Source organism: Methylobacterium sp. P3_A11 (assembly GCF_056403155.1).
On the sequence record NZ_JBFUGA010000032.1, the window covers coordinates 18,930 to 42,136 of the forward strand.

Here is a 23,207-nt window from a genome sequence, read left to right on the forward strand (position 1 = left end):
CCACAACCCGGGAGCCCGCCCGGCCGGCCGGATCCGCATCGTTTTGGCGCCGGGCGGCGGCGTTTGCGCCACACTCGGCCGCAGGTCGCGGAATGCGGGCACCCCCGTAACGCCGTCGGCTCCGGGACCGTTCATGCGAGCGCCAAGCTGAACGGCGTGCCTTCGAACGCGTCGGCGCCGCGGCCGATGCGCGCGATCGCCGCGACCATGCGGCCGTCGCGTCCGAGCATGCGGTCGGCGATGGCTACGAAGAGGGGGTTGGGGGTCGCCGAGGGCGAGGCGGCCCGCAGCGCGTCAGCGATGGTCGCCTCATCCCGCTCCGGCGCCAGCGCGCAGGCCGCGATGTAGGCCGCCGCGGTGGAGCGGCTGATCCCGGCGTAGCAGTGAATCACGAGAGGCTTCTCCCGCGGCCAGGCGCGGATGAAGTCGAGCATGCGGGCCACATGTTCTTCAGCTGGCAAAACATGGCCGTCCCGCGCGCTCGCGATGTCGCTGACCCCGATAACCGCGTGGTTCCCGGCGTCGATCACGGCCGGCCGCTCCAGCGGCGTGCCGACATTGATGAGCGTGAGCACGTGGCTCGCGCCGGTGGCGGCGACGGTCTCGGGCAGGCGCGAGAGCGGGCAGACGTGGAGGCTGGGCATGGTGGGCGCGCCAGTGACCTGTGATCGTGACGGATCGAGGGCGGAGTTCGTCAGTCCGGGCACAGCGCGCGAAACCGCGCGAGGAACCGCATCCCGGCCTCGGCGGTCGGCCACGGCTCGGCGAGGGCCAGGACCGGTTCGGGCAGGACGATCGAAGAGCCGAAATAGCGCTCGGCCTCGTCCTGCGCGAACCCGGCGAGGCGGATGGCCTCCACGTGGGCGGCGATCCGGTCGGCCCGCTTCACGAGGCGGGCGAGCGCCGGCGTCGGGGCGGCCAGGCCGAAGCGGCGGCGGACCGCGGCCAGCAGGCGCAGTTCGATGCCGCGATAGGCATCCCCGATGGCGACCTTCAGCGGCGAGACGATGTCGCCGACCACGTATTCCGGTGCGTCGTGCAGCAGCAGCTCCAGCCCCTCGGAATCGGTGCAGGCGACGTCGAGGTGGCGGCCCACCGCCTCGACCAGCAGGCTGTGCTGGGCGACCGAGAAGACGTGCGGCCCGTGGGTCTGGCCGTTCCAGCGGGCGACCCGGGCGAGGCCGTGGGCGATGTCGGCGATCTCGATGTCACCGGGCGCCGGGTCGAGGAGGTCGAGGCGCCGGCCGGAGAGCATGCGCTGCCAGGCGCGGGGCGCCTCGCTCACCGGGATCGTCCGTGTTCGGCGCAGGGTCCGTGCCGGTGGCAGCCGACGAGGTGGTCGTTGACCATGCCGACCGCCTGCATGAAGGCGTGCACGATGGTCGGCCCGCAGAAGGAGAACCCCTCCGCCTTCAGGGCCTTGCCGATCGCCCGGGAGACAGGCGTCTCGGTGGCGATCTCCGCACGGGTTCGGGCGATGCCCTGGATCGGCCGGCCGTCGACGAAATCCCAAAGGAAGCGCGAGAAGCCGGGACCCCGCTCCTCGATCCGCAGCCATGCCCGCGCGCCCGCAACGGTCCCCTGGATCTTGGCGCGGTTCCGGATGATGCGGGCGTCGCCCATCAGCCTGGCCACGTCGTCCTCGGTGAAGCGCGCGATCCGCTCCGGATCGAAGCCCGCGAAGGCGTCGCGAAAGCCCTCGCGCCGGCGCAGGATGGTGATCCAGGACAGGCCGGCCTGGAAGCCGTCGAGGATCAGCTTCTCGTAGAGGGCGCGGCCGTCATGCTCGGGAACGCCCCATTCGGTGTCGTGATAGGCGACGTAGAGCGGGTCGAGGCCAGCCCACCAGCAACGCGGGCAGCCATCGGAGTGATCGATCAGGCCGGTCTCGGACATCTGCACGGTGTAACGAGAACAGGAGCGGAACGCCATCGGTCGAAGGCCGTCATCGCGACAGACGCCGCGAGCCGGCGGTCGCTCAGTACGTCCGCTCGCCGAGGCTCCCCCCGAGGCGTGGAGGAGGAATTCCGCGGCGGCCGGTGCCGCTCGCGTTACGCCGTCGCCTTGGACCGTGCGGTAAGCTTGTTCCCATCCGGATCGCGAAGATAGGCGACGAAAGACCCGTTGGGACGCTCGGCGGGCGGGCTCTCGATCGCGGTGCCGCCATGCGCGGTCCCGGCCGCGTGCCACGCCAGGACGTGGTCTCGGCTCGCTGCGGCGATCCCGATCGTCCCGCCGTTGGCCGCGGTCGCGGGCTTGCCGTCGATCGGCGTCGTGATCATCAGCCGACCGCCCTCGTGCGTGTAGATCAGCCTGCCTCTCGCATCCATCTTGCCGGGCCTGCCACCCAACGCGGCGAAGGTGGCGTCGTAGAAATCCCGGGCGCGCTCCAGGTCGTTGCTGCCGATCATGACGTGGGTGAACATGCTTCCTCTCCGGAACGAGGGGGTGAAGGGACGGCCACGATCGCGCGCTCGGACGAGCGGCCGAACCCGCCTTCGCTTCGCCCGGTGCGCGCCCGGTCGACCGTACGCGCGCCGGGCGAACCGGTCGGTCTCGGATGTTGGGAGAGCCTTCCCGAGTGCCCCAACCCATTGAGCCCGCCGGGGTGGATACGCCGCAGGACGCGGCGCGATCCGAACTCAGTCTGCCGCACGCGCCGCCGCTGCGTCCGGCATCGCGAAGCTCGCGCAGCCGGGCCGTTCCAGCGTCACGGGTTGATCGCCCGCCCGCGGCGTCTCTCCGGCCGCCAGCGCGTCGCCGAGGCGGTCGAGGCGGACCGTGGCGAGGCCGCGCGACCCCGCCGCGCTGCCCGTGGTACCGATCACCTTGCCGCCGGCCGTGATCTCGGTTCCAGGCGCGGGCGCGGCATCCGCGTAGGCGGCGGCCAGGATCCGGGTCCGGGCGGTGCCCCGGTGCTGCATGCGCGAGACCACCTCCTGGCCGACATAACAGCCCTTCCGGAAATCGACGCCGCCGAGCTGGTCCATCAGCGCCTCGTGCGGGAACGCGTCGCCGAAGGCGTAGTCGCGCCCGCCCTCCGGCACCCCGAGGGCGATGCGGTGGGCATGATAGCCGGCCGCGTCGCCGTCGGCCGAGAAGGCGCCCTCGGCGGCGTACAGGCGGGCGCCGAGATCGACCTGCCGGGAATCGGCCAGGGCCTCGGCGGCGGGCGGCACGGCGCCAGCCCAGGCGGCTGCCACCGCCACGGTCGGGTCGGCGGCGATCGTCGCCTGCGCGCGCAGCCGGTAGAGGGTGAGGCGCTTGGCGAGGTCGGCCGCCCGGTCGGCGCGCACGTCGAGCCGGAATCCGTCCGGGATCCGCGAGACCAGGAAGTCGAACAGGATTTTGCCCTGGGGGCTCAGCAGGGCGCCGAGGCGTGCCTCGCCGGGCTGGAGCGTCTCGACGTTGCAGGTCAGGACGCCCTGGAGCAGCGTCGTGGCGTCCGGTCCGGTGACGGTGACCAGGGCGCGGTCCGGCAGCAGGGCGACGGGCATAAGCGGGTGTTCCTCGGGCGGCGGATGGTCCGGTGGACCGAACCGCGTGCCCGGGACGTAGTCGCTGGCCGCCCGCGTCTCAACCGTCCGCGTTCACGCGCTCAATGCTGGAGGGTCGTGGTGAAGGCGCCCCCGCGGATGCGCTCCGGGAATCCTTCCGCGTAACGGGCCGTCGCTTCCTCACCGTACGTGGTCACGAGTTCCTGAAAAGCCGCGAACAGGGCGGCCTGGGCCATGCAGTCACCGTCAAGTCCATCGAGGCAGCCTTCCGCGAACGCTTCCGAGACGTAACTCAGCGCGACGCGTTTCTCCTCGACATCGACCTCGACGGGGGCGGTGTGAGAGATGTGCTGCATGGCCCGATACTTCCATTGCGCCGGGCACAAGACCCGGCGGACACAACGGATGATAGGCGGGTCCCGGCGCCTCGGCCAGCCGGGAATTTCGGATCGGTTAACGCGGGCGCTCAAATACGACGCTTCCCCGGCATCCCCGACAGGTGTGTCGCGCCTGCATCACCCTCCGAAACGGCCGGCCAGGGCATGCGACAGCCGGTCGCCCTCGGCGACGTACCGGGCGGCCGCCTCGTGGGCGGCCGGGGTGCAGACCCGATAGGTCAGCGCGTAGCCGCGATAGCCGCGGTTGTAGGCGCCGGCCAGACGGTCGCGGCGGACGGGCGTCACGCCCTCGGATTCGATCAGCGCCTTCATGCGGGCCGGCCAGTCCGCGGCATCGGGGGCGCCGCACAGGCCGCGCAGGAAGGCCAGGGCTCCGATGATCTCCGACATGCGCATCAGGTCGCGATCGTAGGGCGCGGGCACGTCCGCGGCGGTGTTCGCCTCCTTGGAGGTTTCCTTCGGCGTTTCCTTGGCGGCGGGCGTGGCGGCGCGCCCCGACCGCTGCTGCGCCAGGGCCGGCGCGCAGACCGGCCCGGACAGGATCGCCAGCAGGCACAGGACCGTCCCCGGGCGCCTCACGCCGTCGCCTCCCCGCCCCGCATGGGCACGCGATCCTCTCCCCGTGCCGCCCCGTGCGCCTCCACCCGCGCGAAGGCCTCGCGCAGGGTTTCGACCAGTCCGGGCGTGGTCGGAAGGACGGCGACCTCCGCCAGCGTGGCCCATCGGGTTCCGAGGGCCTCGGGGCCGGCCACGGGCTCGCCGCCGTGCCAGAGGGCGGCATGCGGGTGGACGACGTAGTGATGACGGGCGCGGCCGGCCTCGTCCCGGACGATGATCTCGGTGGGTGCGAGCACGCCGACCACGTCGGCGGTCAGGCCGACCTCCTCGGACAATTCGCGCAGGGCCGCCGCGGCCAAGGACTCGCCCGCCTCCACGAGACCGCCCGGCAGCGTCCAGACGCCGCGCATCGGCTCGTTGGCCCGCGCCGCCAGCAGGACGCAGTCGTCCCGGATCACCGCGATCGATGCACCCACGAAGGGCCGGGCCGGGAACAGGCGGCCGTCGGCGTCCGACGCCGCCGCGGTCACGGCGTGCCCCCATCGGGGGCGACCACGGCCACCCGCCCGTCGGCGAGGCCGACGAGGAGCCGTTCCGTCGCGCCCTCGCCGAGCACCACGATGCCGGTCTCGGCGGGGGCCGGGAGCGTCACGCGCAACCGCTCGTGCAGGCCGCCCTTGGCCGCCACGACGGCGATCTCGGGGCGACCCGCCACCGGGAGCACGAGTTCGGGGCCGCCCCAGGCGACCGCGACGGCGAGATCCGAGTCGCCCTCGCCGGCGGCGTAGCCTGCGGCCTCGCCGGCAGGCTCGATCCTGTCGGGGTGCAGCGTCCAGAGTTGCAGTCTGCCGCGGCCGCTGACCGTCGCGGCCTGGAGGTCTCCCGACCCGGAGAAATCGGCGATGCCCGCGATCTTCAGGGGTGGGCCGGGCTGGGGCGGCGTGCGGGCCGTGACCGACCAGGGCGTGCCGGGATCGTCCGTGGGCCGGTCGATCAGCACGAGGCCGCCGGCCTCCGTACCGGACAGCGTGGCCGCCAGGAGCGCCGGACGACCCGCGAGGCGCAGCAGGCGCGGCCGCAGGGGCGCGAAGACCGCCTCGCCTCCCGCCGGCACCGTCACGGTCGTTACCGGGACGGGCTTCGGATCGGTGCTGACCGCCATCGGCTGGCGCTCGCGGATGGTCAGGACGGCCGCGGCCGCGCCGCCGTCGGGGGCGCGGGTGCGCCCGGTGAGATAGGCGCTCAAGGGGCCTGAGAGAGCCCGGCGCGAGCCCGGCAGGGCGCCGCGGGGCGTCTCGGCCGCGGTCAGTCCCTCCACCGCCTCCGGCCCGATCGGCCGGACGGTGACGCGGCCCTCCGCGAGGGCCAGCACGGCACCGCCCTCGTCGCCCCAGACCACGGCGATCGGCGCGCTCTCCTCGTCGCCGGCCTGCCGACCGATCTTCGCGCCTGTGATCGGCAGGAGCCCGGAGGTCGCCACCGAGACCGCAGCCTCGCTGCGGGAGCCGCGCAGCGCCCGCACCTTGAAGGGCAGGTCGAGGATCCGGATCCCGGGCTCCGCCCGCGCGTGCGCCACCGGTGCCAAGCACAGCACCAAGCCCAGCAGGATCCCGAGACGGCGCCGGTCCGGCACCGGATGCCGGGCCGTGGCCGTCGCGACCGAGGCGGCACGCGGTCTGGTCAAACGTGCTGGCCGCCGTTGATGTGGAGTTCGGCCCCGTTCACGTAGGACGAGGCGTCGGTGCACAGGAAGTAGATCGCCTTGGCGACCTCGTCCGGGGTGCCGAGCCGGCGCTGCGGGATCTGCTCCACGAGCTTCTCGGTGCCCGGCGACAGGATGGAGGTGTCGATCTCGCCGGGGGAGATCGCGTTCACCCGCACGCCCAGCGGCCCGAAATCGGCGGCCATCTCGCGGGTCAGGCCGGCGAGGGCGGCCTTGGAGGTGCCGTAGGCGGCGCCCGCGAAGGGGTGGACGCGCGATCCCGCGATCGAGGTCACGTTGACGATCGAGCCCTTGGCCCGGGCGAGCTCGTCGCGCAGGCCGCGGGCCAGAAGGATCGTGGCGAAGAGGTTGACCTGGAACACCCGCTGCCACGCGTCGAACTCCGTGGCCAGGGCGCCGAGGCGCTCGCCGTCCGGTCCCTTCGGCGAGATGCCGGCATTGTTGACGAGCGCGTGCAGGACCCCGCCCTCGGCGGCGAGCCGGCCCCGGACCTCCTCGACGGCGCGGATCGTGTCCTGCGCGTCCGCGAGATCGACCTGCAGGTGGTCCTCGGGACCCATTTCCCAGGGACAGTTCTCCGGGAAGGCGTGGCGCGAGCAGGTGATCACCCGCCAGCCCGCGGCCGAGAAGCGCTTGACGGTGGCGTGACCGATGCCCCGGCTCGCGCCCGTGAGCAGCATGATGCGCCGGCGTTCGTTGACGGGGAGGGCCAAAGCCGTAAGCCTCGCTGGCGTTGGAAAGTGCGGCCCGGTCGGGCGCGGAGCGTGCCGGTGAGCCACAACGGTCTAGGCGCACGGGCACCGGAAATCCAGAGCACGCCGCGTGCCGGGGACGACGCTGGGGAGTGGAAACACATGGGCGGTGAGCAGGCCAGCGCGGAGCGCATGCCGGAAATTCCGGCCGACAGCCTTTCCGAGGCGCAGGCCGCGGCCGCGGCGGCCTTCCAGGCCGAGCGCGGCGTTCCGGTCTTCGGACCGTTCGTGCCGCTGCTGCGCAGCCCGGAGCTGATGCTCTGCGCGAGCCGGATGGGGCTCTACCTGCGCTACGGCAGCGTCCTGCCGCTGCGGATCAGCGAGTTCGCGATCCTCATCGTCGCGCGGGCGTGGAGCCAGCCGGTCGAGTGGCACATCCATCACCCGATCGCCCTGAAGGCCGGCGTCGCGCCCGAAACCGCGCAGGCGCTGGCCGAGGGGCGCCGCCCCGACACGATGAGCGCCAACGAGGCGCTGGCCTACGCGTTCTCGACCGAGCTGACGCACAACCGGGCTGTGAGCGACCCGACCTATGCGGCCCTGGTGGCGCGATTCGGGGAGCAGGGGGCCATCGATCTCGCCGGCATCAACGGCTACTACGCGCTGCTCGCCATGACCATGAACGTCGCCCGCACGGCCCTGCCGGAGGGGACACCGTCGCCGCTGCCGCCGTTGGTGCGGTAGGTTTTCGCGAAGCGCCCGGACCGCCTCCCGCGCCGGCCCCCGGCCAGGCACCCGTTGGCGCGCGATCCCGGGACAGGGAATGTCGGTGACACGACGCCCTGTCCGGGAGGCGGGCGGCGCCGGCCGACGGCGATCCGGAACCCGGCACGGCACGCGACGCGGGGCGGCCCCCCTTGAACCGCACGCCCGCGCCGCTTGTGGCGCCGGCCGCTTCGGTCTAACCGTCCTCCCCGAAGCGGGCGCCCGATGCGCCGCCTGCCAACCCCCGAATACCCGGCCGGACGAGAGCCATGGTCGCCCATACCCGCGCCGATTCGGCGCCCAAGCCCACCGACCCGGCGTTGGCCGGCGCCCGGATCCTCGTCATCGAGGCGCGCTACTACGACGCCCTCGCCGACGAACTCCTCGCCGGCGCCCTGGCGGCGATCGAGGCGGCCTCCGCGCGGGCCACCGTGGTGACGGTGCCGGGCGCCCTGGAGATCCCCGCCGCGGCGGCGATCCTGCTCGACGCGGGCTCCTACGACGCCGTGGTGGCCCTGGGCTGCGTGATCCGCGGCGAGACCGGCCATTACGACATCGTGGCCGGCGAGAGCGCCCGGGCGCTCATGGACCTGTCGGTGCAGCGCCGCGTGCCCCTGGGCAACGGCATCCTCACGGTCGAGACCGAGGCGCAGGCGCTCGCCCGTGCCCGGGTCGCCGAGATGAACAAGGGCGGCGGCGCGGCCGAGGCGGCGCTCGCCGTGCTCGCCCTGAAGCGGTCCGCCGAGTCCGCCCGCCCGCGATGACGGATATCCAGATGACCGGGACCACCGACCCCCAGCCCGAAGCCGCCACCGAGCCCGCCGGCGCGACCGCCAAGATCAGCCCGCGCACCGGCGCCCGCCTCGCCGTTGTGCAGGCGCTCTACGAGATGGACATTTCCGGCAAGGGCGTCCTCGACGCCCTTGCCGAGTTCGAGGCCTTCTGGATCGGCCGGGAGATCGACGGGATCGTCCATCCCCCGGCCGAGACCGCCTTCTTCCGCGACCTGCTGCGCGGTACGGTCGAGGAGCAGCGGGCGATCGACACGAAGCTCGATCAGGCCCTCGCCCAGGGCTGGCCGCTGCGGCGCATCGAGATCGTCCTGCGGGCGATCCTGCGGGCGGGCGCCTACGAGCTGATGTTCCGCCGCGACGTCCCGGTCGCCGCGGCGATCTCGGAATATGTCGACGTGGCCCACAGCTTCTACACGGCCGACGAGCCGGGGCTCGTCAACGCCGTGCTCGACCGGCTCGCCCGGGAGGTCCGGCCGGGCGAGGTCGGGGCCGCCAAGACCTCCGGCAAGCCGGGCTCCTCGAAGCCGCTGTCCGGCAAGTCCGGCCCCGCGAATCCCCCTGCCAAGAAGGCCTGAGCCGTGGCCGGGCCGGGCCGCGCCTCCGAGGAGGGGCTGATCGCCCGCTACTTCGCGCCGCTCGCCGGGCCGGGCGCCGACGGGCTCCGCGACGACGCCGCCACCCTGACGCCCGCGCCGGGCCACGACCTCGTGCTCACCGCCGACGCCGTGGTGGCCGGGATCCACTACTTCCCCGACGACCCGCCGGCCTCGATCGCCCGCAAGGCCCTCGGCGTGAACCTCTCCGACATCGCCGCCAAGGGCGCGGTCCCGCGAGGATTCCTGCTGACCCTCGCGCTCCCCGACGACTGGACGGAGGCCTGGCTCGCCGGCTTCGCGRCCGGGCTCGGCGAGGCCGCAGCGGCCGCCGGCTGCCCGCTCCTCGGCGGCGACACGGTGCGGTCCGGCGGTCCGGCCCTGATCGGCGTGACCCTGATCGGCGAGGTGCCGACCGGCGCCATCGTGCGGCGGACCACCGCCCGGGTCGGCGACCGGATCTGCGTCACTGGCACCATCGGCGACGCGGCGCTGGGCTTGCGGCTGCGGCTGGGGCCGGACTCCCCCTGGGTCGCCGGCCTCGATCCGGCCCAGCGTGCCCTGCTCGCCGACCGCTACCTGCATCCGCGCCCGCGCCTCGCCGTTGCGGGCGCGGTCCGTCGCCACGCCTCGGCGGCGATGGACGTCTCCGACGGCCTCGCGGGCGACCTCGCCAAGATGCTGGGTGCGGGCCGCGGCGCCCGGATCACGGCGGCGTCGGTGCCGCTCTCGGAGGCCGCCCGGCGCGCCTGCGCGGCCGATCCCGCGCTGATCGACACCGTCCTGACCGGCGGCGACGATTACGAGATCCTCTGCACCGTCGCCCCGGAAAACCTCGCGGTCTTCGCGACGGAGGCGGCCGAGGCCGGGATCGCCGTCGCCGCCATCGGCACCATCACTTCAGGCGACGGCCCGCCGCGCTTCGAAATGCGCGATGGCGCCGAGCGCGTGTTCGCGGCCGGGGCCTTCAGCCACTTCTGAGGCGTGGCGCCGCCCGCACCGTAAGGCGGAGCTTCCCGGAAGGCCGATCTGGCGCCGGACCTCGTCGATCATCCCGGCGGCGACGACCGGGATCCCGCGGTTCCGGTCGGCGTCCATCCGTGCCGAGCCGGCCGGCGGATTGCGCCGGTCGCCGGGCGTCTGGGACAAGGCGCACTGCAGGCCGTTCAGCAGGTCGTCCCGGATGGCCGCCGGCTGCGCCGCGACGCGCTCGGCCATCAGGAATCCGACGGCGCCGGTCAAGAGCTCAAGGGTGGCCGCCACCTTGGCGGCTTGGTTGCTGCTCATGACGAGACTCCGTCCGAGTACAGCTAAAAATAGAATTCCTCATGGTTAATGGCTGGTTAAGCCGTCGGCGGCGCCCGGTGGGGCGACCGGGCCGGCGCTACCGGGTCCGGTTAAATGCATCATAGTGCACGATTGCCGCGAGCGGGCGCTGCCGTGTCCGGAACGACGGCCGCCCCGAACCCGAACACGCCGTTTGCGCTCACCGGCGAAGTTTGGCTATCAAGGTCTTGTTCTGGGAAGGAAAGCCCGAAACCGAGCGCCGCGTCCCATGGCCGTCGTCCGGCGGTCAAGCTCGACAATCACAAGCCCACGCCAGGCACGATAATAACAAGGACGGTCGAATGATTCCCTTGGTTCTGATCAACGTGGGCGGGCTCTGCGCCGTCGCCTACGGCATCGTCACGATCCTCGACGTGATGCGACGCGACGCCGGTACGCAACGCATGCAGGAGATCGCCGCCGCCATCGCGGAGGGCGCGCAGGCCTACCTCCGGCGGCAATACACGACCATCGGCATCGTCGGCGTGGTCCTGTTCGTGCTGCTCGCCGTGTTCCTCGGCCTCAAGGTCGCCGTCGGCTTCCTGATCGGCGCCGTGCTGTCGGGCGCGGCGGGCTTCATCGGCATGAACGTGTCGGTCCGGGCCAACGTCCGCACAGCCCAGGCCGCCTCGACCTCGCTGGGCGGCGGCCTCGACGTCGCCTTCAAATCGGGGGCGGTCACCGGCATGCTGGTGGCCGGCCTCGCGCTGCTGGGCGTGGCCCTCTACTACCTGTTCCTCACCCGCGGCGCCCATCTCGATCCCTCGAGCCGCGAGGTGATCGACGCGCTCGTGGCCCTCGGCTTCGGTGCCTCGCTGATCTCGATCTTCGCCCGTCTCGGCGGCGGCATCTTCACCAAGGGCGCGGATGTCGGCGGCGACCTCGTCGGCAAGGTCGAGGCCGGCATCCCGGAGGACGATCCGCGCAACCCCGCCACCATCGCCGACAACGTCGGCGACAATGTCGGCGACTGCGCCGGCATGGCGGCCGACCTGTTTGAGACCTACGCGGTGACGGTCGTTGCCACGATGGTGCTGGCCGCGATCTTCTTCTCCGGTCCCACCGGGAGCGGACGGGACGTGTTGGAGCCGATGATGCTGTACCCGCTGGCCATCGGGTCGGCCTGCATCCTCACCTCCATCGCCGGCACCTACGCGGTGCGGCTGGGCGCCAACCAGTCGATCATGGGCGCCCTCTACAAGGGCCTGATCGCCGCCGGCGTGCTGTCGATCGCGGCGATCGCGGCGGTCAACCTGACCCTGCTCGGCGGCTTCTCGACGAGCTTCACCACCTCGACCGGCGTGACCTTCACGTCGGGCGGGCTGTTCGGCTGCGCGGTGATCGGGCTCGCCATCACGGCGCTGATCGTCGTGATCACCGAGTACTACACGGGCACCAATTTCCGCCCGGTGAAGTCGATCGCCGACGCCTCGGTGACCGGCCACGGCACCAACGTGATCCAGGGACTCGCGATCTCGCTGGAATCGACCGCGCTCCCGGCCATCGTGATCGTGGCGGGCATCATCAGCACCTACGCGCTCGCCGGCCTGTTCGGAATCGCCATCGCCGTCACCGCCATGCTGGCGCTGGCGGGCTTCATCGTGGCGCTCGACGCCTTCGGACCCGTCACCGACAATGCCGGCGGCATCGCCGAGATGGCGGGCCTGCCCTCCGAGGTGCGCAAGTCGACCGACGCCCTCGACGCGGTCGGCAACACCACCAAGGCGGTGACCAAGGGCTACGCGATCGGCTCGGCGGGCCTCGGCGCGCTGGTGCTGTTTGCCGCCTACACGTCCGACCTGAACTACTTCATCGCCAATGCCAGCCCGACCCAATACCGGTTCTTCCAGGGCGTCAGCGTCGATTTCTCCCTGTCCAACCCCTACGTGGTGGTCGGGCTGCTGCTCGGCGGCCTGATCCCGTTCCTGTTCGCCGGCATCGCCATGACGGCGGTGGGGCGCGCGGCCGGCGCGGTGGTCGAGGAGGTGCGACGCCAGTTCCGGGAGAAGCCCGGGATCATGCAGGGCACCGACCGGCCGGATTACGGACGGGCGGTCGACATGCTGACCCGCGCGGCGATCAAGGAGATGATCGTCCCCTCGCTGTTGCCGGTCCTGTCGCCGGTGGTGCTGTTCTTCGTGATCCAGTTCATCGCCGGGAAGAACCAGGCCTTCGCCACCGTGGGCGCGAGCCTGCTCGGCGTGATCCTGACGGGCCTCTACGTGGCGATCTCGATGACCTCCGGCGGCGGCGCCTGGGACAACGCCAAGAAGTACATCGAGGACGGGCACCACGGCGGCAAGGGCTCGGACGCCCACAAGGCGGCCGTGACCGGCGACACGGTCGGCGACCCCTACAAGGACACCGCCGGTCCGGCGGTGAATCCGGCGATCAAGATCACCAACATCATCGCCCTGCTGCTGCTGGCGGTGCTGGCGCATAGCTGATCCGGGAGACCGAACTCGACCGACAGGGCCGGTCTCCCAGCGGGGCCGGCCCTTCGCGTTTCGCCATGTGTGCCCCCGCACGCGCCGGTCTGGCCCGCTGCGCCGCACCTTGGCATCGCCGCGTCGCAACGCCACCTCGGCGCCGGAACGAACCGGATGCGGCTCCCCCCGCCGCGCCAGCACGAGGTAATCCATGCCGTCCCTGCTCGACCCGATCCGTCTCGGCGCCATCGAGGCGAAGAACCGGATCTTCATGGCCCCGCTCACCCGGGGCCGCGGCACCCGCGAGCACGTGCCGACCCCCATCATGGCTGAGTATTACACCCAGCGCGCCGGCGCCGGCCTGATCCTCACCGAGGCCACCGGCATCTCTCAGGAGGGCCTCGGCTGGCCCTACGCACCAGGCATCTGGTCCGACGCGCAGGTCGACGCGTGGCGGCCGATCGTGAAGGCGGTCCACGACAAGGGCGGCAAGATCGTCTGCCAGATCTGGCACATGGGCCAACTGGTCCATCCGGACTTCCTCGGCGGCGCGAAGCCGGTCGCGGCGTCTGCCACCACGGCGCCCGACCAGGCCCACACCTATTCCGGCAAGAAGCCCTACGCGGAGGCGCGCCCCCTCGCGGTCGCCGAGATCCCGCGCCTGCTCGCCGACTACGAGCGCGCGACCGCCAACGCCCTGGCGGCCGGCTTCGACGGGGTGCAGATCCACGCGGCGAACGGCTACCTGATCGACGAGTTCCTGCGCGACGGCACCAACCACCGCACCGACCAGTACGGCGGCTCCATCGAGAACCGCGTGCGGCTGCTGCGCGAGGTCACCGAGACTGTTGCGAAGGTCGCCGGACCCGAGCGCACCGGCGTTCGCCTGTCGCCGAACGGCGCGATCCAGGGCTGCAACGATTCGAACCCCGAGCCGCTGTTCGTGGCCGCCGCCCAGGCCCTCGCCGATGTCGGCGTCGCCTTCCTGGAAATGCGCGAGCCGGGACCGAACGGCACTTTCGGCAAGGCCGACCACCCGCCGATCGCCCCGGCGATGCGGCGCGTGTTCCGCAACCCGATGATCCTGAACGCCGATTACGACGGTATCAGCGGCCAGAAGATGCTGGATGCCGGCGAGGCCGATGCCATCGCGTTCGGACGGACCTTCATCGCCAATCCCGACCTCGTCGAGCGGATCGCCAAGGGCGCGCCCCTCAACAAGGACAACGCCGCCACGTGGTACAGCCAGGGTCCTGAGGGTTACGTCGACTACCCGACCCTGACGGAGTCTCGGGCCGCCTGAGACCGGCCGTCACCACCGGCCGCCGCGCGCCACGGATGGGCGCGGCGGCCATGCGCGGCCATCCCTAGGCAGGACGCTCCAGCGCGACTATGTGACAGCCGAACCATGGATGTGCCGGCACCCCACGCGCTCGCGGACTCCGAACCGGCCGACGGGCGCTGGAGCGCCGCGGAGCGGATCGCGGAATTGCGCGACCTCGCGATCCTCGATTCGGAGCCCGAGCCGCTCTACGACGACCTCGTGCGGGTCGCCGCCTACGTCTGCCGCGCGCCGGTCGCGCTGGTCAGCCTCGTGGATGCCCAGCGGCAGTGGTTCAAGTCGGAACTCGGATTGGGCAAGCGCGAACTGCCGATCAACTGCTCGGTCTGCGCCCACACGATCGAGGCGGGCGCGATGCTCGTCATCCCGGATCTCACGGCCGATCCGCGGACCGCCGAGAATCCGCTGGTGATCGGGCCCGAGGGGTTCCGGTTCTACGCCGGCGCGGTGATCCGGGGCGGCCAGGGCATCCCCCTCGGTGCCCTCTGCGTGCTCGACCATGCTCCGCGGCCGGATGGTCTCGATTCGGAGCAGACGGCCACGCTGCTCGCCCTGGCGCGCCAGATTTCGAGCCTGCTGGAGCACCGGAGGACCCTCGCGCAGGTCGCGGCCCGGGAGGCGGAGATCGCCGCCAGCGAGCGCCGGTTCCGTGTGATGACCGAAGCGATGCCGCAGATGGTCTGGACGACGCTGCCGGACGGCTTCCACGACTATTACAACGATCGCTGGTACGAGTTCACCGGTGTGCCGTACGGGTCCACCGACGGCGAGGGCTGGAACGACGTGTTCCATCCCGAGGACCAGGAGCGGGCCTGGGCGCGCTGGCGCCACTGCCTCGCCACCGGCGCCCCCTACGAGATCGAGTACCGCCTGCGTCACCACAGCGGTGCTTATCGCTGGACGCTGGGTCGCGCCATGCCGATCCGGGACGCGGACGGGCGGATCGAGCGCTGGTTCGGGACCTGCACGGATATCGACGACCTGAAGCGCGCCGAGGCCGAGGCCCGCAAGCTCGCCGCCATCGTGGAGACCTCCAAGGACTTCATCGGGCTCTGCACCCTCGACGGTGAGATCACGCATCTCAACGAGGCGGCGATGACCCTCGTCGGGCTGCCGGACCTCGCCGCCGCGCGCGCGCGGACGGTTCCCGACCTCTTCACCGAGGACAGCCGCCGCGTGCTCGCCGAGACCGTCATGCCGGCGGTGCGCCGGGACGGTTACTGGGAGGGCGAGCTCGCCTTCCGGCACTGCGTCACCGGCGACCCGGTCGCGGTGCTCTACAACATCTTCCCGGTGCGCGACCCGACCGGAACGGAGGTGGGCTACGCCACCGTGACCCGCGACCTGCGGGAGACCAAGCGCGCCGAAGAGGCCCGCGATCTGCTGATCCGCGAGCTGTCGCACCGGATCAAGAACATCTTCGCGGTGGTCGGCGGCCTCGCCGCGCTGACCGCCCGGAGCGATCCCACGGCCAAGCCGTTCGTGGCCGCGTTCCGCGAGCGGCTGGGCGCCCTGGCGCGGGCTCACGAGTATGTCCGTCCCCATTCCCCCGACAGCGCCCCGCCGGTCGCCGGCCAATCGGTGCTCGGGCTGATGCGCCTGATCATGGCCGCCTACGAGCAGAACGGGCGGGCGCGCGTGCTGATCACCGGGGACGATGCCGAGATCGGCGAGCGCACCGCCACCGCCCTCGCGCTGATCATGCACGAGCAGGCCACCAACGCGGTGAAGTATGGCGGTCTCTCGACACGGGAGGGCGAGGTCCTGCTGAGCGGCTTCCGCGAGGCGGGCCGCTACACGCTGACGTGGCGCGAGGCCGGCGGCCCTCCGGTCGCCGGCGCGCCCTCCCGGAAGGGGTTCGGCACCGTGCTGGCCGAACGCAGCGTCGCCGGCCAGCTCGACGGCGAGCTGGAGCACGACTGGGCGCCCGGCGGTCTCCTGATGCGGCTCAGCGTCCCGCTCGAGAACCTGCGGACCTGACATGGTCCGGCCCGACTTGGCCCGGCCCGACTTGGCCCGTCCATCGGCCGTGCCCGGGCCGCGTCTCGTCGTCCTCGATTTCGACGGGACCCTCGCCGACAGCTTCGGGTGGTTCTGCTCGGTTCTGAACGGCGTCGCCGACCGCTATCGCTTCCGCCCGGTCGAGGCCCACGAGGTCGAGGATTTGCGGCGGCAGGGCGCCCGGGCGATCGTCGCCCATCTCGGCATCCCGCGCTGGAAGCTGCCGCTCATCGCCCGCCACATGCATGCGCTGGCCGCACGCGACGCCGCGCAGATCGCTCTGTTTCCTGGCGTCCCGGCGATGCTGGCCGGGATCGCGGACGCGGGCGTACCCCTGGCGATCCTGTCGTCGAACCGCGCCGACACGGTCCGGCGGGTGCTCGGGCCGGACAATGCCGCTCGTATCGGCAGCTATGCCTGCGGGGCGTCGATCTTCGGGAAGGCGCGCCGGCTGCGCCGGCTGCTCGCGCGCACCGGCGTGCCGCCGGGCCGGGCTCTCTGCATCGGCGACGAGATCCGCGACCTCGAGGCCGCGCAGGCTCTGGGCTGTCCGTTCGGGGCCGTGGCCTGGGGCTATACCGACCCGCAGGCGCTGGCCGACCTCGGCCCCGAGCACCTGTTCTCGGACCCGGCGGAGATCGCCCGCCTCGTGGCGGGCGAGGCCGATCACATGCCGCGGTTCGCGCCCGGTACGACGCTGGTGCCTTTGCCGCTGCCGAACGGCTCGTAACGGGTCAGGCCGCGGAACAGCTGGCTAAGGAAGGCGCGGTCGGCGCCGCTCGTCGGCGTGGTGCGCTCGATGAAGTCGAAGATCCGCCCGTCCTGGAGCCCGTAGAGCGCCACGCGCTCCACCTTGAAGCCGGGGGTGAAGTAGACTGCCGTGACCTTCTGGTCCTCGACTTGCTCGCCCAGGAACATGATCGTCCGGCGGGTGTTCTGCGAGATGTAGTACCAGGACTTGTTGCCCACCGTGGACACCGTCGACGGCGTGCCGAGGATCTGGAGCACCTGCTCGGGGCTCATGCCGGGCTTGATCGTGGCGAGCGCGGCCTGATCGACTTGGTAGCCGTGGCGCAGCTCCTCACCGATGCAGCCGGACAGGCCGGCTCCCGCGAGGCCGATGACGGCGAGGCGCGCGAAAGACTGGACGAGACGGCGCCGCATCGGGCCCCCAGAGAGCGTGTTGACGGACGGGGCACAACCGTCGCTGCCGGCTCGGGACTCCGACGGCGCTTGCGCCCTGGGCGTGGGTTGCCGTACCGCGGGGTTATGGCTTTGACAAGGCAAGCTTGGCCACAGGTGGCCGGGGGATGGCATCGATGATCGCCGGCTTGTTCCAGCGCGCGAACGCGCGGCGCCGTGCCGTCGAGGGGCTCCACGTGGCCCTGAGCATGGCCGCGCGCCGGCCAGCCCTCTACACGCGCCTCGGCGTGCCCGACACCGTGGAGGGCCGGTTCGAGGCCCTGTGCCTGCACGCCATCCTCGTTCTGCGTCGGCTGAACCGGCTGCCGGCGCCGGCCGCCGAGGTGGCGCAGGATCTCGTGAATTCCGTCTTCACCCAGCTCGACGCCTCCCTGCGCGAGCTGGGTGTCGGCGACATGGGCGTGTCCAAGCGGATGAAGAAGCTCGGGGCCGCCTTCTACGGGCGCGCCGAGGGCTACGACGCGGCGCTCGAGGCCGGCGACGGGGCCGCCCTGCGCGCCGTGCTCGTCCGCAACGTCCTGGGCGACACGGGTGACGGCGGCGGTCTCGCCGCCTACGTGCAGGCCGCGGACGCGGCCCTCGCCGGGGCCGACCTCGACGCGCTGCTGGGGGCCGGGCCGCCCTTCCCGGAACCGGACGGGTTCGCGCCGCGACCGGCTCGAGAATCGGCTCAAGAGTTCGCCCAAGGTTCGATCGAAGGATCGGTGCAAGCCGGAGACGGAGGACGCGCATGACTCGGGTCGGCAGCCAGGACGGCTTTCCGCTCGCACGATGGGTCAATGTCGAGCGCCTGCCCCAGGGGCGCGGCGCCGTCACCGTGGAGGCGAGCCCCGCCGAGTGCGCGGCGCTCGCGGCCGAGTTCGTCATTCCCGGCATCCGCGACCTGGTCGGCCGGTTCGCGATCGAGGGGCCGACCAGCCGCCTCGTCGTCACCGGCACCGTGGAGGCGCAGGTCACGCAGGTCTGCACCGTGAGCCTCGAGCCCTTCGAGGCACCCGTCCGCGAGCCCGTCGAGGTGGTGTTCACCGACACGGACCGGCTTGCCGGCACCGATGCCGAGGACGCCGACATCCCCGATCCTCTGGTGGGCGGCCGCATCGATTTCGGCGCGCTCACCGCCGAGTTCCTGGCGCTGGGCCTCGATCCCTATCCGCGCAAGCCCGGCATCACCTTCGAGCCGGTGGCGGCGGGTGACGATGCCGGCCCCCTCGCAGGCCTGCGCAAGCTCCGCGACGGCGAAGGCTGAAGTCGTCGGCGGCCGGCCGGAACCCCGCGCCGCCCGATTTCATTTGCCCGACGGGCCGGTATCGCTATGGTCCGCCGCGCCCGGCGGGGCCTTTCCCGCCTTGTCCCCCGCCGAGACCCGCGACCCGCTACCGACATGTCCCAACGCGTGTGCATCTCGCTCGACGCCATGGGCGGCGACCACGGGCCTTCCACGGTCGTGCCCGGCGCAGCCCTGGCCCGGGAGCGCCATCCCGGCACCACCTTCCTGATGTTCGGCGACGAGGCGGTGATCGCGCCCCTCATCGCGAAGGAGCCCCGCCTCAAGGATTGCGTCGAGATCCGCCACACCAGCGTGGCCGTGGCCATGGACGACAAGCCGAGCCAAGCCGTGCGCCAGGGCCGGGGCAAGTCGTCCATGTGGCAGGCGATCCAAGCGGTCCGGGACGGACAGGCCGATGCCTGCGTGTCGGCCGGGAACACCGGCGCCCTGATGGCGATGTCGAAGATCTGCCTGAAGACCATGTCGGGCATCGAGCGCCCGGCCATCGCCTGCCTGTGGCCGACCGTGCGCGGCGAGAGCGTCGTGCTCGACGTCGGCGCCACCATCGGCACGGATGCGGAGCACCTCGTCGAGATGGCCGTGATGGGCTCGGCCATGGCCCGGATCGTGTTCGACCTCCAGCGGCCCACGGTCGGCCTGCTCAACGTCGGCACCGAGGAGATGAAGGGCAACGAGGCGGTCAAGGAGGCTGCCCGGATCCTGCGCGAGATGGAGAGCCCGGGTCTCGCCTATCACGGCTTCGTCGAGGGCACGGATCTCGGCCGCGGCACGGTCGACGTGGTGGTGACCGAGGGGTTCACCGGCAACATCGCCCTCAAGACCGCCGAGGGCACCGCCAAGCAGATCGGCACGTATCTCCGCGCGGCCATGACTCGGACGCTGGCCGCCAAGATTGGCGCCCTGTTCGCGCGGCAGGCCTTCAAGGCGCTGAAGGACAAGATGAACCCGAGCCGGGCCAACGGCGGGGTGTTCCTCGGCCTCGAGGGCATCGTCATCAAGAGCCACGGCTCCGAGAATGCCCAGGGCTTCGCCGCGGCGATCGATCTGGCGCACGACATGGCGCGCCACGACATGATCCGCACGATCCGCGAGATGCTCGACCAGACCGCGGCCCTGGCGCCGGCCTGACGGCCGGTCTCGGCCTTAGCATCCGTCGGCGGATGGGATGGAAATCGGGGGGCTGCCGTTTCACAACTGACGATTGTGAAGCCGGCGTCGTCCGGGAAGGACACAGATGGCAACCCTCCCCATAGACCCCGCGCATCACCGGCGCGCTCCCGCTCTGCGCTCGGTGGTGGTCGGGACCGGATCGAGCCTGCCCGGGCGGGTGGTGACGAACGCCGATCTCGCCGCGCAGGTGGACACCTCCGACGCCTGGATCGTCCAGCGGACCGGGATCCGCCAGCGGCACATCGCGGCCGCGGACGAGACCACCTCGGTCCTCGGAACTCGCGCGGCCCGGGCGGCCCTGGACGATGCCGGCCTGACCGCGGACGACATCGACCTCGTGATCTGCGCCACCTCGACGCCGGACCACACCTTCCCGGCGACGTCCACCCAGATCCAGGCGGCGCTGGGCATCCACCAGGGGGCAGCCTTCGATCTGCAGGCGGTCTGCGCCGGGTTCGTGTTCGCGGTCTCGACCGCCGACAAGTTCCTGACCACCGGGGCGGCCCGCCGGGCGCTGGTGATCGGCGCCGAGACCTTCTCGCGGATCGTCGACTGGGAGGACCGCACCACCTGCGTCCTGTTCGGCGACGGGGCCGGCGCCATCGTTCTGGAGGCGCAGGAGGCGGGGGCTCGCGGCGTCCTCAGCACGAGCCTGCGGTCCGACGGGCGCCACCGGGAGAAGCTCTACGTCGACGGCGGCCCGGGTTCCACGGGCACCACCGGCCATCTGCGCATGGAGGGCCGCGACGTGTTCCGGTTCGCCGTCGGGCAGGTCACCGACGTGATCGTCGAGGCCCTCGCGCAGGCGGGGCTGACGGTGGCGGACCTCGACTGGTTCGTGCCCCACCAGGCCAACCGCCGGATCATCGAGGCCTCGGCCGACAAGCTCGGGATCGCCCGGGAGAAGATCGTGCTGACGGTGGACCGCCACGGCAACACCTCGGCCGCCTCGATTCCCCTGGCCCTCGACGTGGCGCGGCGGGACGGTCGCATCCGGGCGGGCGACCTCGTGATGATCGAGGCGATCGGCGGCGGCTTCAGCTGGGGCGCGGCGCTCATCCGTTGGTGAGGCCTCGGGCGGCGCGCCCGAAACAATTCGCTGTCCCGCCGCGGTTGACCGGGGACCGAGCGCCGATTAGCGTGCCGGATCATAGAGATACGACTTCAGCGTTCGGTGCGGCCGTGATCGCCGTGCCCGACGCCATGGGGCGTGCGGTGCGGGCGAGGGGACACGGTATGGCAGGCAAGACGGTGACGCGCGCCGACTTGAGCGAGGCCGTCTACCACCAGGTGGGCCTGTCGCGGACCGAGTCGGCCGCCCTCGTCGAGACCGTGCTGTCGGAGATCTGTGCCTGCCTGGAGAACGGCGAGACGGTGAAGCTGTCCTCGTTCGGCTCCTTCGTCGTGCGCAGCAAGGGCAAGCGCGTCGGCCGCAATCCCAAGACCGGGGTCGAGGTGGCGATCGAACCGCGGCAGGTGATGGTGTTCAAGCCCTCGAACGTGCTCAAGGCCAAGATCAACGGCCTCAACGGCGCGGGCGCGCACGACGACGACTGACGCGTCCCCGCCGATCCGCCGGCGAATTCCGTGCGTCGCGGCCGGCGAGGCTTGAGTGGGACGCCGCGGAGCGGCAAGATCGTGCCGCCCCGATCCGATCCGCAAGACCGTCATGCCCGCAGCCCTCCTCGCCGCCGACCGGACCGACGAACAGAACGCCGGCCCCGGCGAGAAGAGCGCCCACGCGTTCCGCACGATCAGCGAGGTGGCCGAGGAACTCGACGTGCCCCAGCACGTGCTGCGGTTCTGGGAGACCCGCTTCGGCCAGATCCGCCCCGTCAAGCGGGCCGGCGGACGGCGCTACTACCGGCCCCAGGACATCGAGCTCGTGGCCGGCATCCGCCATCTCCTGCACGTCCAGCGCTACACGATCGCGGGAGCCCAGCGGGTCCTCAAGGAGAACGGCGTCCGCTTCGTGCAGGCGGTCGGCCGCGGCGAGGCGGTGGCCGCCGAGCCGCTGATCCAGGAGGTTGCGCCGGATGTCGGCGCACCCCAGGGGTCGCTGGAGGCCTCGGACCGGACGGCCCTGGCGGGTGTCCTGGAGGAACTGCGGACCTGCCGAGCCCTGCTCGACGGTCTGCGCGCGGTGCCCGACGGCGAGGCTTGAGGTCGGGGCCGATCCTCGACGGCGATCCTACACGCGACAAGCGAACTTTCCGGCGGCAACTCGCGTTGTCGCCCGCATGGCCGCGCCCAAATCCAAGCTGACACCCAGCCAGGAGCTGATGGCCCGCATCATGCGGATCGTCCGCACATGTCCGGACGCCGCGGCCGAGGTCTTGGAACTGATGTTCCTCGTCAGCCAGATCGAGGCGGCCACCGGCGTCGACCGGGATTACCGCGATGCGAAGCGCGTCATCAGCCGCCTGCGCAATCCGCTCTGGGAGATGGGACCCACGGACCGCGCGAAGCTGCTCGCGGCCGCAGAGACGATCCGCCGGGTCTGCCGCCTCGCCGAGACCGAGATTCCCTCCGCTCCGATCGCCGATGCCGGGGAGCGCGCGCGGGTCGAGTCGCGACTCGCCGCCGCTTTGGCCGGCGAGTTCGACGACATGCAGATCGCCCGCGTCACGGGAATCGTCGCGGCGGCGCTGCAGGAATAAGCTCCGGCGCGGGCTCTCGACGCCCGTCCGGGGCGTCCCCACATGGTCTCCACCGATGAACGGACATCCGGAGGCGTTTCCGGGGACAGGTCCAGGTCGGCACTGGAGAGACGCTGCCATGATCGCCCTTCGACCGCTCGCCGTGCTGCTCGCAGGGAACCTGGCCCTGGCCGGACCGGCATCCGCCCAGACGCCCGCCAGCCGGACCAAGACGGTGGCGCCCGGCAAGACCGTCCGGCTCGAGATCGCGCCCAATCTCAAGAAGGATTGTTCTCCTGGCCCGATGCCCGAGTTCAAGGTCTCCGGTCCGCCGAAGAACGGCTCGGTGATCACCAAGGTCGGCAAGCTGAAGACGCCGGCAGGCTACCGCTGCCCCAACAAGGAGGCCGCGGTCCAGGCGCTGTTCTACCAGCCCAACAGCGGGTTCACCGGTTCGGACGAAGTCACCTTCGAGGTCAAGGGTTCGGACGGCCAAGTCCAGACGCAGACCGTCAAGATCACGGTCGGGGCGGTCGGCGCCAAATCCGGAGATGACAGCAAGAAGGAGGGAACGGATTTGTGAGCCGGGGCCGGCTTCCGTGACGACTGCCCAGTTCTGGGCGCCGTACAGCCGTTCGGCAGCGGCGCGGAATCTCGTCCGTGCCGCCGTCAGCCCCCGCGAGTGTTGCAAGCAATCGACATGCCGGGCGCCGCGCTCGCCGCACTGCGACAAAAGCGGGCCTGTCGGTTGCATCCAAGCCGAGACAGGATGAAGCTGTCACGGTCTGA

Annotated in this window: 28 protein-coding genes; 16 read left to right on the forward strand and 12 right to left on the reverse strand. The window is 71.8% G+C overall.

Annotated elements, in window-relative coordinates:
- Positions 1-131: 131 nt before the first annotated feature.
- From AC1DXK_RS12445 to AC1DXK_RS12490, 10 genes are all read right to left on the reverse strand, one after another.
- The gene (locus AC1DXK_RS12445; RefSeq protein ID WP_457107069.1) at positions 132-644 is read right to left on the reverse strand and encodes a tyrosine phosphatase family protein; all 513 of its coding nucleotides are present in this window, start codon (positions 642-644) and stop codon (positions 132-134) included.
- A gap of 50 nt (positions 645-694) precedes the next feature.
- Positions 695-1,255: an HD domain-containing protein gene (locus tag AC1DXK_RS12450; RefSeq protein WP_457107120.1), complete on the reverse strand. Its 561-nt coding sequence runs from the start codon at positions 1,253-1,255 to the stop codon at positions 695-697.
- A gap of 26 nt (positions 1,256-1,281) precedes the next feature.
- Entirely contained in the window at positions 1,282-1,896 is a 615-nt protein-coding gene (locus AC1DXK_RS12455) for a DNA-3-methyladenine glycosylase I (RefSeq protein WP_477297932.1), read from the reverse strand.
- Between the two features lie 155 nt (positions 1,897-2,051).
- Complete coding sequence (locus tag AC1DXK_RS12460; protein ID WP_457107070.1) at positions 2,052-2,426, reverse strand: VOC family protein; 375 nt, start codon at positions 2,424-2,426, stop codon at positions 2,052-2,054.
- Between the two features lie 216 nt (positions 2,427-2,642).
- Positions 2,643-3,497, reverse strand: a complete 855-nt coding sequence (gene ygfZ / locus AC1DXK_RS12465; protein ID WP_457107071.1) for a CAF17-like 4Fe-4S cluster assembly/insertion protein YgfZ — start codon at positions 3,495-3,497, stop codon at positions 2,643-2,645.
- A gap of 101 nt (positions 3,498-3,598) precedes the next feature.
- A complete protein-coding gene (locus AC1DXK_RS12470; protein WP_331289477.1) occupies positions 3,599-3,853 on the reverse strand; it encodes a hypothetical protein in 255 nt (84 codons plus the stop codon).
- Positions 3,854-4,012: 159 nt separating this feature from the next.
- On the reverse strand, positions 4,013-4,474 hold the full coding sequence (locus tag AC1DXK_RS12475; protein ID WP_457107072.1) for a TIGR02301 family protein: 462 nt from the start codon (positions 4,472-4,474) through the stop codon (positions 4,013-4,015).
- A complete protein-coding gene (locus tag AC1DXK_RS12480) occupies positions 4,471-4,983 on the reverse strand; it encodes an NUDIX hydrolase (RefSeq protein ID WP_457107073.1) in 513 nt (170 codons plus the stop codon). Before AC1DXK_RS12480 ends, AC1DXK_RS12475 begins: the two co-directional genes overlap by 4 nt.
- Positions 4,980-6,137 carry a hypothetical protein gene (locus tag AC1DXK_RS12485; RefSeq protein WP_457107074.1) on the reverse strand — a complete coding sequence of 386 codons (1,158 nt, stop codon included), beginning with the start codon at positions 6,135-6,137 and terminating at the stop codon, positions 4,980-4,982. Before AC1DXK_RS12485 ends, AC1DXK_RS12480 begins: the two co-directional genes overlap by 4 nt.
- Positions 6,134-6,856: an SDR family NAD(P)-dependent oxidoreductase gene (locus AC1DXK_RS12490; protein ID WP_457107122.1), complete on the reverse strand. Its 723-nt coding sequence runs from the start codon at positions 6,854-6,856 to the stop codon at positions 6,134-6,136. The genes AC1DXK_RS12485 and AC1DXK_RS12490 overlap by 4 nt, the downstream gene beginning before the upstream one ends.
- A gap of 174 nt (positions 6,857-7,030) precedes the next feature.
- On the opposite strand from AC1DXK_RS12490, the gene AC1DXK_RS12495 reads away from it, so the two are divergent.
- The 4 genes from AC1DXK_RS12495 (at position 7,031) to thiL (ending at position 10,001) form a co-directional block, all read left to right on the forward strand.
- Positions 7,031-7,612, forward strand: a complete 582-nt coding sequence (locus tag AC1DXK_RS12495; RefSeq protein ID WP_457107075.1) for a carboxymuconolactone decarboxylase family protein — start codon at positions 7,031-7,033, stop codon at positions 7,610-7,612.
- Between the two features lie 290 nt (positions 7,613-7,902).
- Complete coding sequence (ribH, locus tag AC1DXK_RS12500) at positions 7,903-8,397, forward strand: 6,7-dimethyl-8-ribityllumazine synthase (protein ID WP_457107076.1); 495 nt, start codon at positions 7,903-7,905, stop codon at positions 8,395-8,397.
- A gap of 11 nt (positions 8,398-8,408) precedes the next feature.
- Positions 8,409-9,002 (forward strand): transcription antitermination factor NusB, encoded by a 594-nt coding sequence (gene nusB, locus AC1DXK_RS12505; RefSeq protein ID WP_457107077.1) that lies wholly within the window; start codon positions 8,409-8,411, stop codon positions 9,000-9,002.
- Positions 9,003-9,005: 3 nt separating this feature from the next.
- A complete protein-coding gene (thiL, locus tag AC1DXK_RS12510; RefSeq protein WP_477297917.1) occupies positions 9,006-10,001 on the forward strand; it encodes a thiamine-phosphate kinase in 996 nt (331 codons plus the stop codon).
- Here thiL and AC1DXK_RS12515 read toward each other — a convergent pair.
- Entirely contained in the window at positions 9,921-10,307 is a 387-nt protein-coding gene (locus AC1DXK_RS12515) for a hypothetical protein (protein WP_457107079.1), read from the reverse strand. The two genes, thiL and AC1DXK_RS12515, sit on opposite strands and share 81 nt — an antisense overlap.
- A 341-nt stretch (positions 10,308-10,648) precedes the next feature.
- Between AC1DXK_RS12515 and AC1DXK_RS12520 the strand changes: the two genes are divergently transcribed.
- The 4 genes from AC1DXK_RS12520 (at position 10,649) to AC1DXK_RS12535 (ending at position 16,848) form a co-directional block, all read left to right on the forward strand.
- Positions 10,649-12,793, forward strand: a complete 2,145-nt coding sequence (locus AC1DXK_RS12520; RefSeq protein ID WP_457107080.1) for a sodium-translocating pyrophosphatase — start codon at positions 10,649-10,651, stop codon at positions 12,791-12,793.
- Between the two features lie 193 nt (positions 12,794-12,986).
- Positions 12,987-14,078 (forward strand): alkene reductase, encoded by a 1,092-nt coding sequence (locus AC1DXK_RS12525; RefSeq protein WP_477297920.1) that lies wholly within the window; start codon positions 12,987-12,989, stop codon positions 14,076-14,078.
- Between the two features lie 105 nt (positions 14,079-14,183).
- Entirely contained in the window at positions 14,184-16,097 is a 1,914-nt protein-coding gene (locus AC1DXK_RS12530; RefSeq protein ID WP_457107082.1) for a PAS domain S-box protein, read from the forward strand.
- Position 16,098: 1 nt separating this feature from the next.
- Positions 16,099-16,848, forward strand: coding sequence for an HAD hydrolase-like protein (locus tag AC1DXK_RS12535; RefSeq protein ID WP_457107083.1), 750 nt, complete (start codon positions 16,099-16,101; stop codon positions 16,846-16,848).
- On the opposite strand, the gene AC1DXK_RS12540 is transcribed toward AC1DXK_RS12535, so the two are convergent.
- Positions 16,785-17,282: an outer membrane protein assembly factor BamE gene (locus AC1DXK_RS12540; protein ID WP_457107084.1), complete on the reverse strand. Its 498-nt coding sequence runs from the start codon at positions 17,280-17,282 to the stop codon at positions 16,785-16,787. The two genes, AC1DXK_RS12535 and AC1DXK_RS12540, sit on opposite strands and share 64 nt — an antisense overlap.
- A gap of 155 nt (positions 17,283-17,437) precedes the next feature.
- Between AC1DXK_RS12540 and AC1DXK_RS12545 the strand changes: the two genes are divergently transcribed.
- From AC1DXK_RS12545 to AC1DXK_RS12580, 8 genes are all read left to right on the forward strand, one after another.
- On the forward strand, positions 17,438-18,055 hold the full coding sequence (locus AC1DXK_RS12545; RefSeq protein WP_457107085.1) for a ubiquinol-cytochrome C chaperone family protein: 618 nt from the start codon (positions 17,438-17,440) through the stop codon (positions 18,053-18,055).
- Entirely contained in the window at positions 18,052-18,567 is a 516-nt protein-coding gene (locus AC1DXK_RS12550; RefSeq protein WP_457107086.1) for a YceD family protein, read from the forward strand. Before AC1DXK_RS12545 ends, AC1DXK_RS12550 begins: the two co-directional genes overlap by 4 nt.
- Positions 18,568-18,702: 135 nt before the next feature.
- A complete protein-coding gene (gene plsX / locus AC1DXK_RS12555; RefSeq protein ID WP_457107087.1) occupies positions 18,703-19,737 on the forward strand; it encodes a phosphate acyltransferase PlsX in 1,035 nt (344 codons plus the stop codon).
- Between the two features lie 106 nt (positions 19,738-19,843).
- On the forward strand, positions 19,844-20,848 hold the full coding sequence (locus AC1DXK_RS12560) for a beta-ketoacyl-ACP synthase III (protein ID WP_457107088.1): 1,005 nt from the start codon (positions 19,844-19,846) through the stop codon (positions 20,846-20,848).
- Positions 20,849-21,015: 167 nt separating this feature from the next.
- Positions 21,016-21,336, forward strand: coding sequence for an integration host factor subunit alpha (locus AC1DXK_RS12565; protein WP_457107089.1), 321 nt, complete (start codon positions 21,016-21,018; stop codon positions 21,334-21,336).
- A 112-nt stretch (positions 21,337-21,448) separates the two neighbouring features.
- The gene (locus AC1DXK_RS12570; RefSeq protein ID WP_457107090.1) at positions 21,449-21,943 is read left to right on the forward strand and encodes a MerR family transcriptional regulator; all 495 of its coding nucleotides are present in this window, start codon (positions 21,449-21,451) and stop codon (positions 21,941-21,943) included.
- A gap of 76 nt (positions 21,944-22,019) precedes the next feature.
- Complete coding sequence (locus AC1DXK_RS12575; RefSeq protein WP_457107091.1) at positions 22,020-22,439, forward strand: hypothetical protein; 420 nt, start codon at positions 22,020-22,022, stop codon at positions 22,437-22,439.
- A gap of 118 nt (positions 22,440-22,557) precedes the next feature.
- On the forward strand, positions 22,558-23,001 hold the full coding sequence (locus AC1DXK_RS12580; protein WP_457107092.1) for an Ig-like domain-containing protein: 444 nt from the start codon (positions 22,558-22,560) through the stop codon (positions 22,999-23,001).
- Positions 23,002-23,207 lie beyond the last annotated feature (206 nt).

Excerpts from the sequence above, each read along its gene's own strand:
- AC1DXK_RS12495 (WP_457107075.1), top strand. The coding sequence starts at position 7,031 with ATGGGCGGTGAGCAGGCCAGCGCGGAGCGCATGCCGGAAATTCCGGCC.
- AC1DXK_RS12520 (WP_457107080.1), top strand. The coding sequence starts at position 10,649 with ATGATTCCCTTGGTTCTGATCAACGTGGGCGGGCTCTGCGCCGTCGCC.
- AC1DXK_RS12450 (WP_457107120.1), bottom strand. The coding sequence starts at position 1,255 with ATGCTCTCCGGCCGGCGCCTCGACCTCCTCGACCCGGCGCCCGGTGAC.
- AC1DXK_RS12445 (WP_457107069.1), bottom strand. The coding sequence starts at position 644 with ATGCCCAGCCTCCACGTCTGCCCGCTCTCGCGCCTGCCCGAGACCGTC.
- AC1DXK_RS12490 (WP_457107122.1), bottom strand. The coding sequence starts at position 6,856 with ATGCTGCTCACGGGCGCGAGCCGGGGCATCGGTCACGCCACCGTCAAG.
- ribH (WP_457107076.1), top strand. The coding sequence starts at position 7,903 with ATGGTCGCCCATACCCGCGCCGATTCGGCGCCCAAGCCCACCGACCCG.
- AC1DXK_RS12560 (WP_457107088.1), top strand. The coding sequence starts at position 19,844 with ATGGCAACCCTCCCCATAGACCCCGCGCATCACCGGCGCGCTCCCGCT.
- AC1DXK_RS12525 (WP_477297920.1), top strand. The coding sequence starts at position 12,987 with ATGCCGTCCCTGCTCGACCCGATCCGTCTCGGCGCCATCGAGGCGAAG.
- AC1DXK_RS12530 (WP_457107082.1), top strand. The coding sequence starts at position 14,184 with ATGGATGTGCCGGCACCCCACGCGCTCGCGGACTCCGAACCGGCCGAC.
- AC1DXK_RS12455 (WP_477297932.1), bottom strand. The coding sequence starts at position 1,896 with ATGTCCGAGACCGGCCTGATCGATCACTCCGATGGCTGCCCGCGTTGC.
- nusB (WP_457107077.1), top strand. The coding sequence starts at position 8,409 with ATGACCGGGACCACCGACCCCCAGCCCGAAGCCGCCACCGAGCCCGCC.
- AC1DXK_RS12540 (WP_457107084.1), bottom strand. The coding sequence starts at position 17,282 with ATGCGGCGCCGTCTCGTCCAGTCTTTCGCGCGCCTCGCCGTCATCGGC.
- AC1DXK_RS12575 (WP_457107091.1), top strand. The coding sequence starts at position 22,020 with ATGGCCGCGCCCAAATCCAAGCTGACACCCAGCCAGGAGCTGATGGCC.
- plsX (WP_457107087.1), top strand. The coding sequence starts at position 18,703 with ATGTCCCAACGCGTGTGCATCTCGCTCGACGCCATGGGCGGCGACCAC.
- AC1DXK_RS12545 (WP_457107085.1), top strand. The coding sequence starts at position 17,438 with ATGATCGCCGGCTTGTTCCAGCGCGCGAACGCGCGGCGCCGTGCCGTC.
- AC1DXK_RS12550 (WP_457107086.1), top strand. The coding sequence starts at position 18,052 with ATGACTCGGGTCGGCAGCCAGGACGGCTTTCCGCTCGCACGATGGGTC.
- AC1DXK_RS12535 (WP_457107083.1), top strand. The coding sequence starts at position 16,099 with ATGGTCCGGCCCGACTTGGCCCGGCCCGACTTGGCCCGTCCATCGGCC.
- AC1DXK_RS12570 (WP_457107090.1), top strand. The coding sequence starts at position 21,449 with ATGCCCGCAGCCCTCCTCGCCGCCGACCGGACCGACGAACAGAACGCC.
- AC1DXK_RS12565 (WP_457107089.1), top strand. The coding sequence starts at position 21,016 with ATGGCAGGCAAGACGGTGACGCGCGCCGACTTGAGCGAGGCCGTCTAC.
- AC1DXK_RS12515 (WP_457107079.1), bottom strand. The coding sequence starts at position 10,307 with ATGAGCAGCAACCAAGCCGCCAAGGTGGCGGCCACCCTTGAGCTCTTG.
- AC1DXK_RS12470 (WP_331289477.1), bottom strand. The coding sequence starts at position 3,853 with ATGCAGCACATCTCTCACACCGCCCCCGTCGAGGTCGATGTCGAGGAG.
- AC1DXK_RS12460 (WP_457107070.1), bottom strand. The coding sequence starts at position 2,426 with ATGTTCACCCACGTCATGATCGGCAGCAACGACCTGGAGCGCGCCCGG.
- ygfZ (WP_457107071.1), bottom strand. The coding sequence starts at position 3,497 with ATGCCCGTCGCCCTGCTGCCGGACCGCGCCCTGGTCACCGTCACCGGA.
- AC1DXK_RS12580 (WP_457107092.1), top strand. The coding sequence starts at position 22,558 with ATGATCGCCCTTCGACCGCTCGCCGTGCTGCTCGCAGGGAACCTGGCC.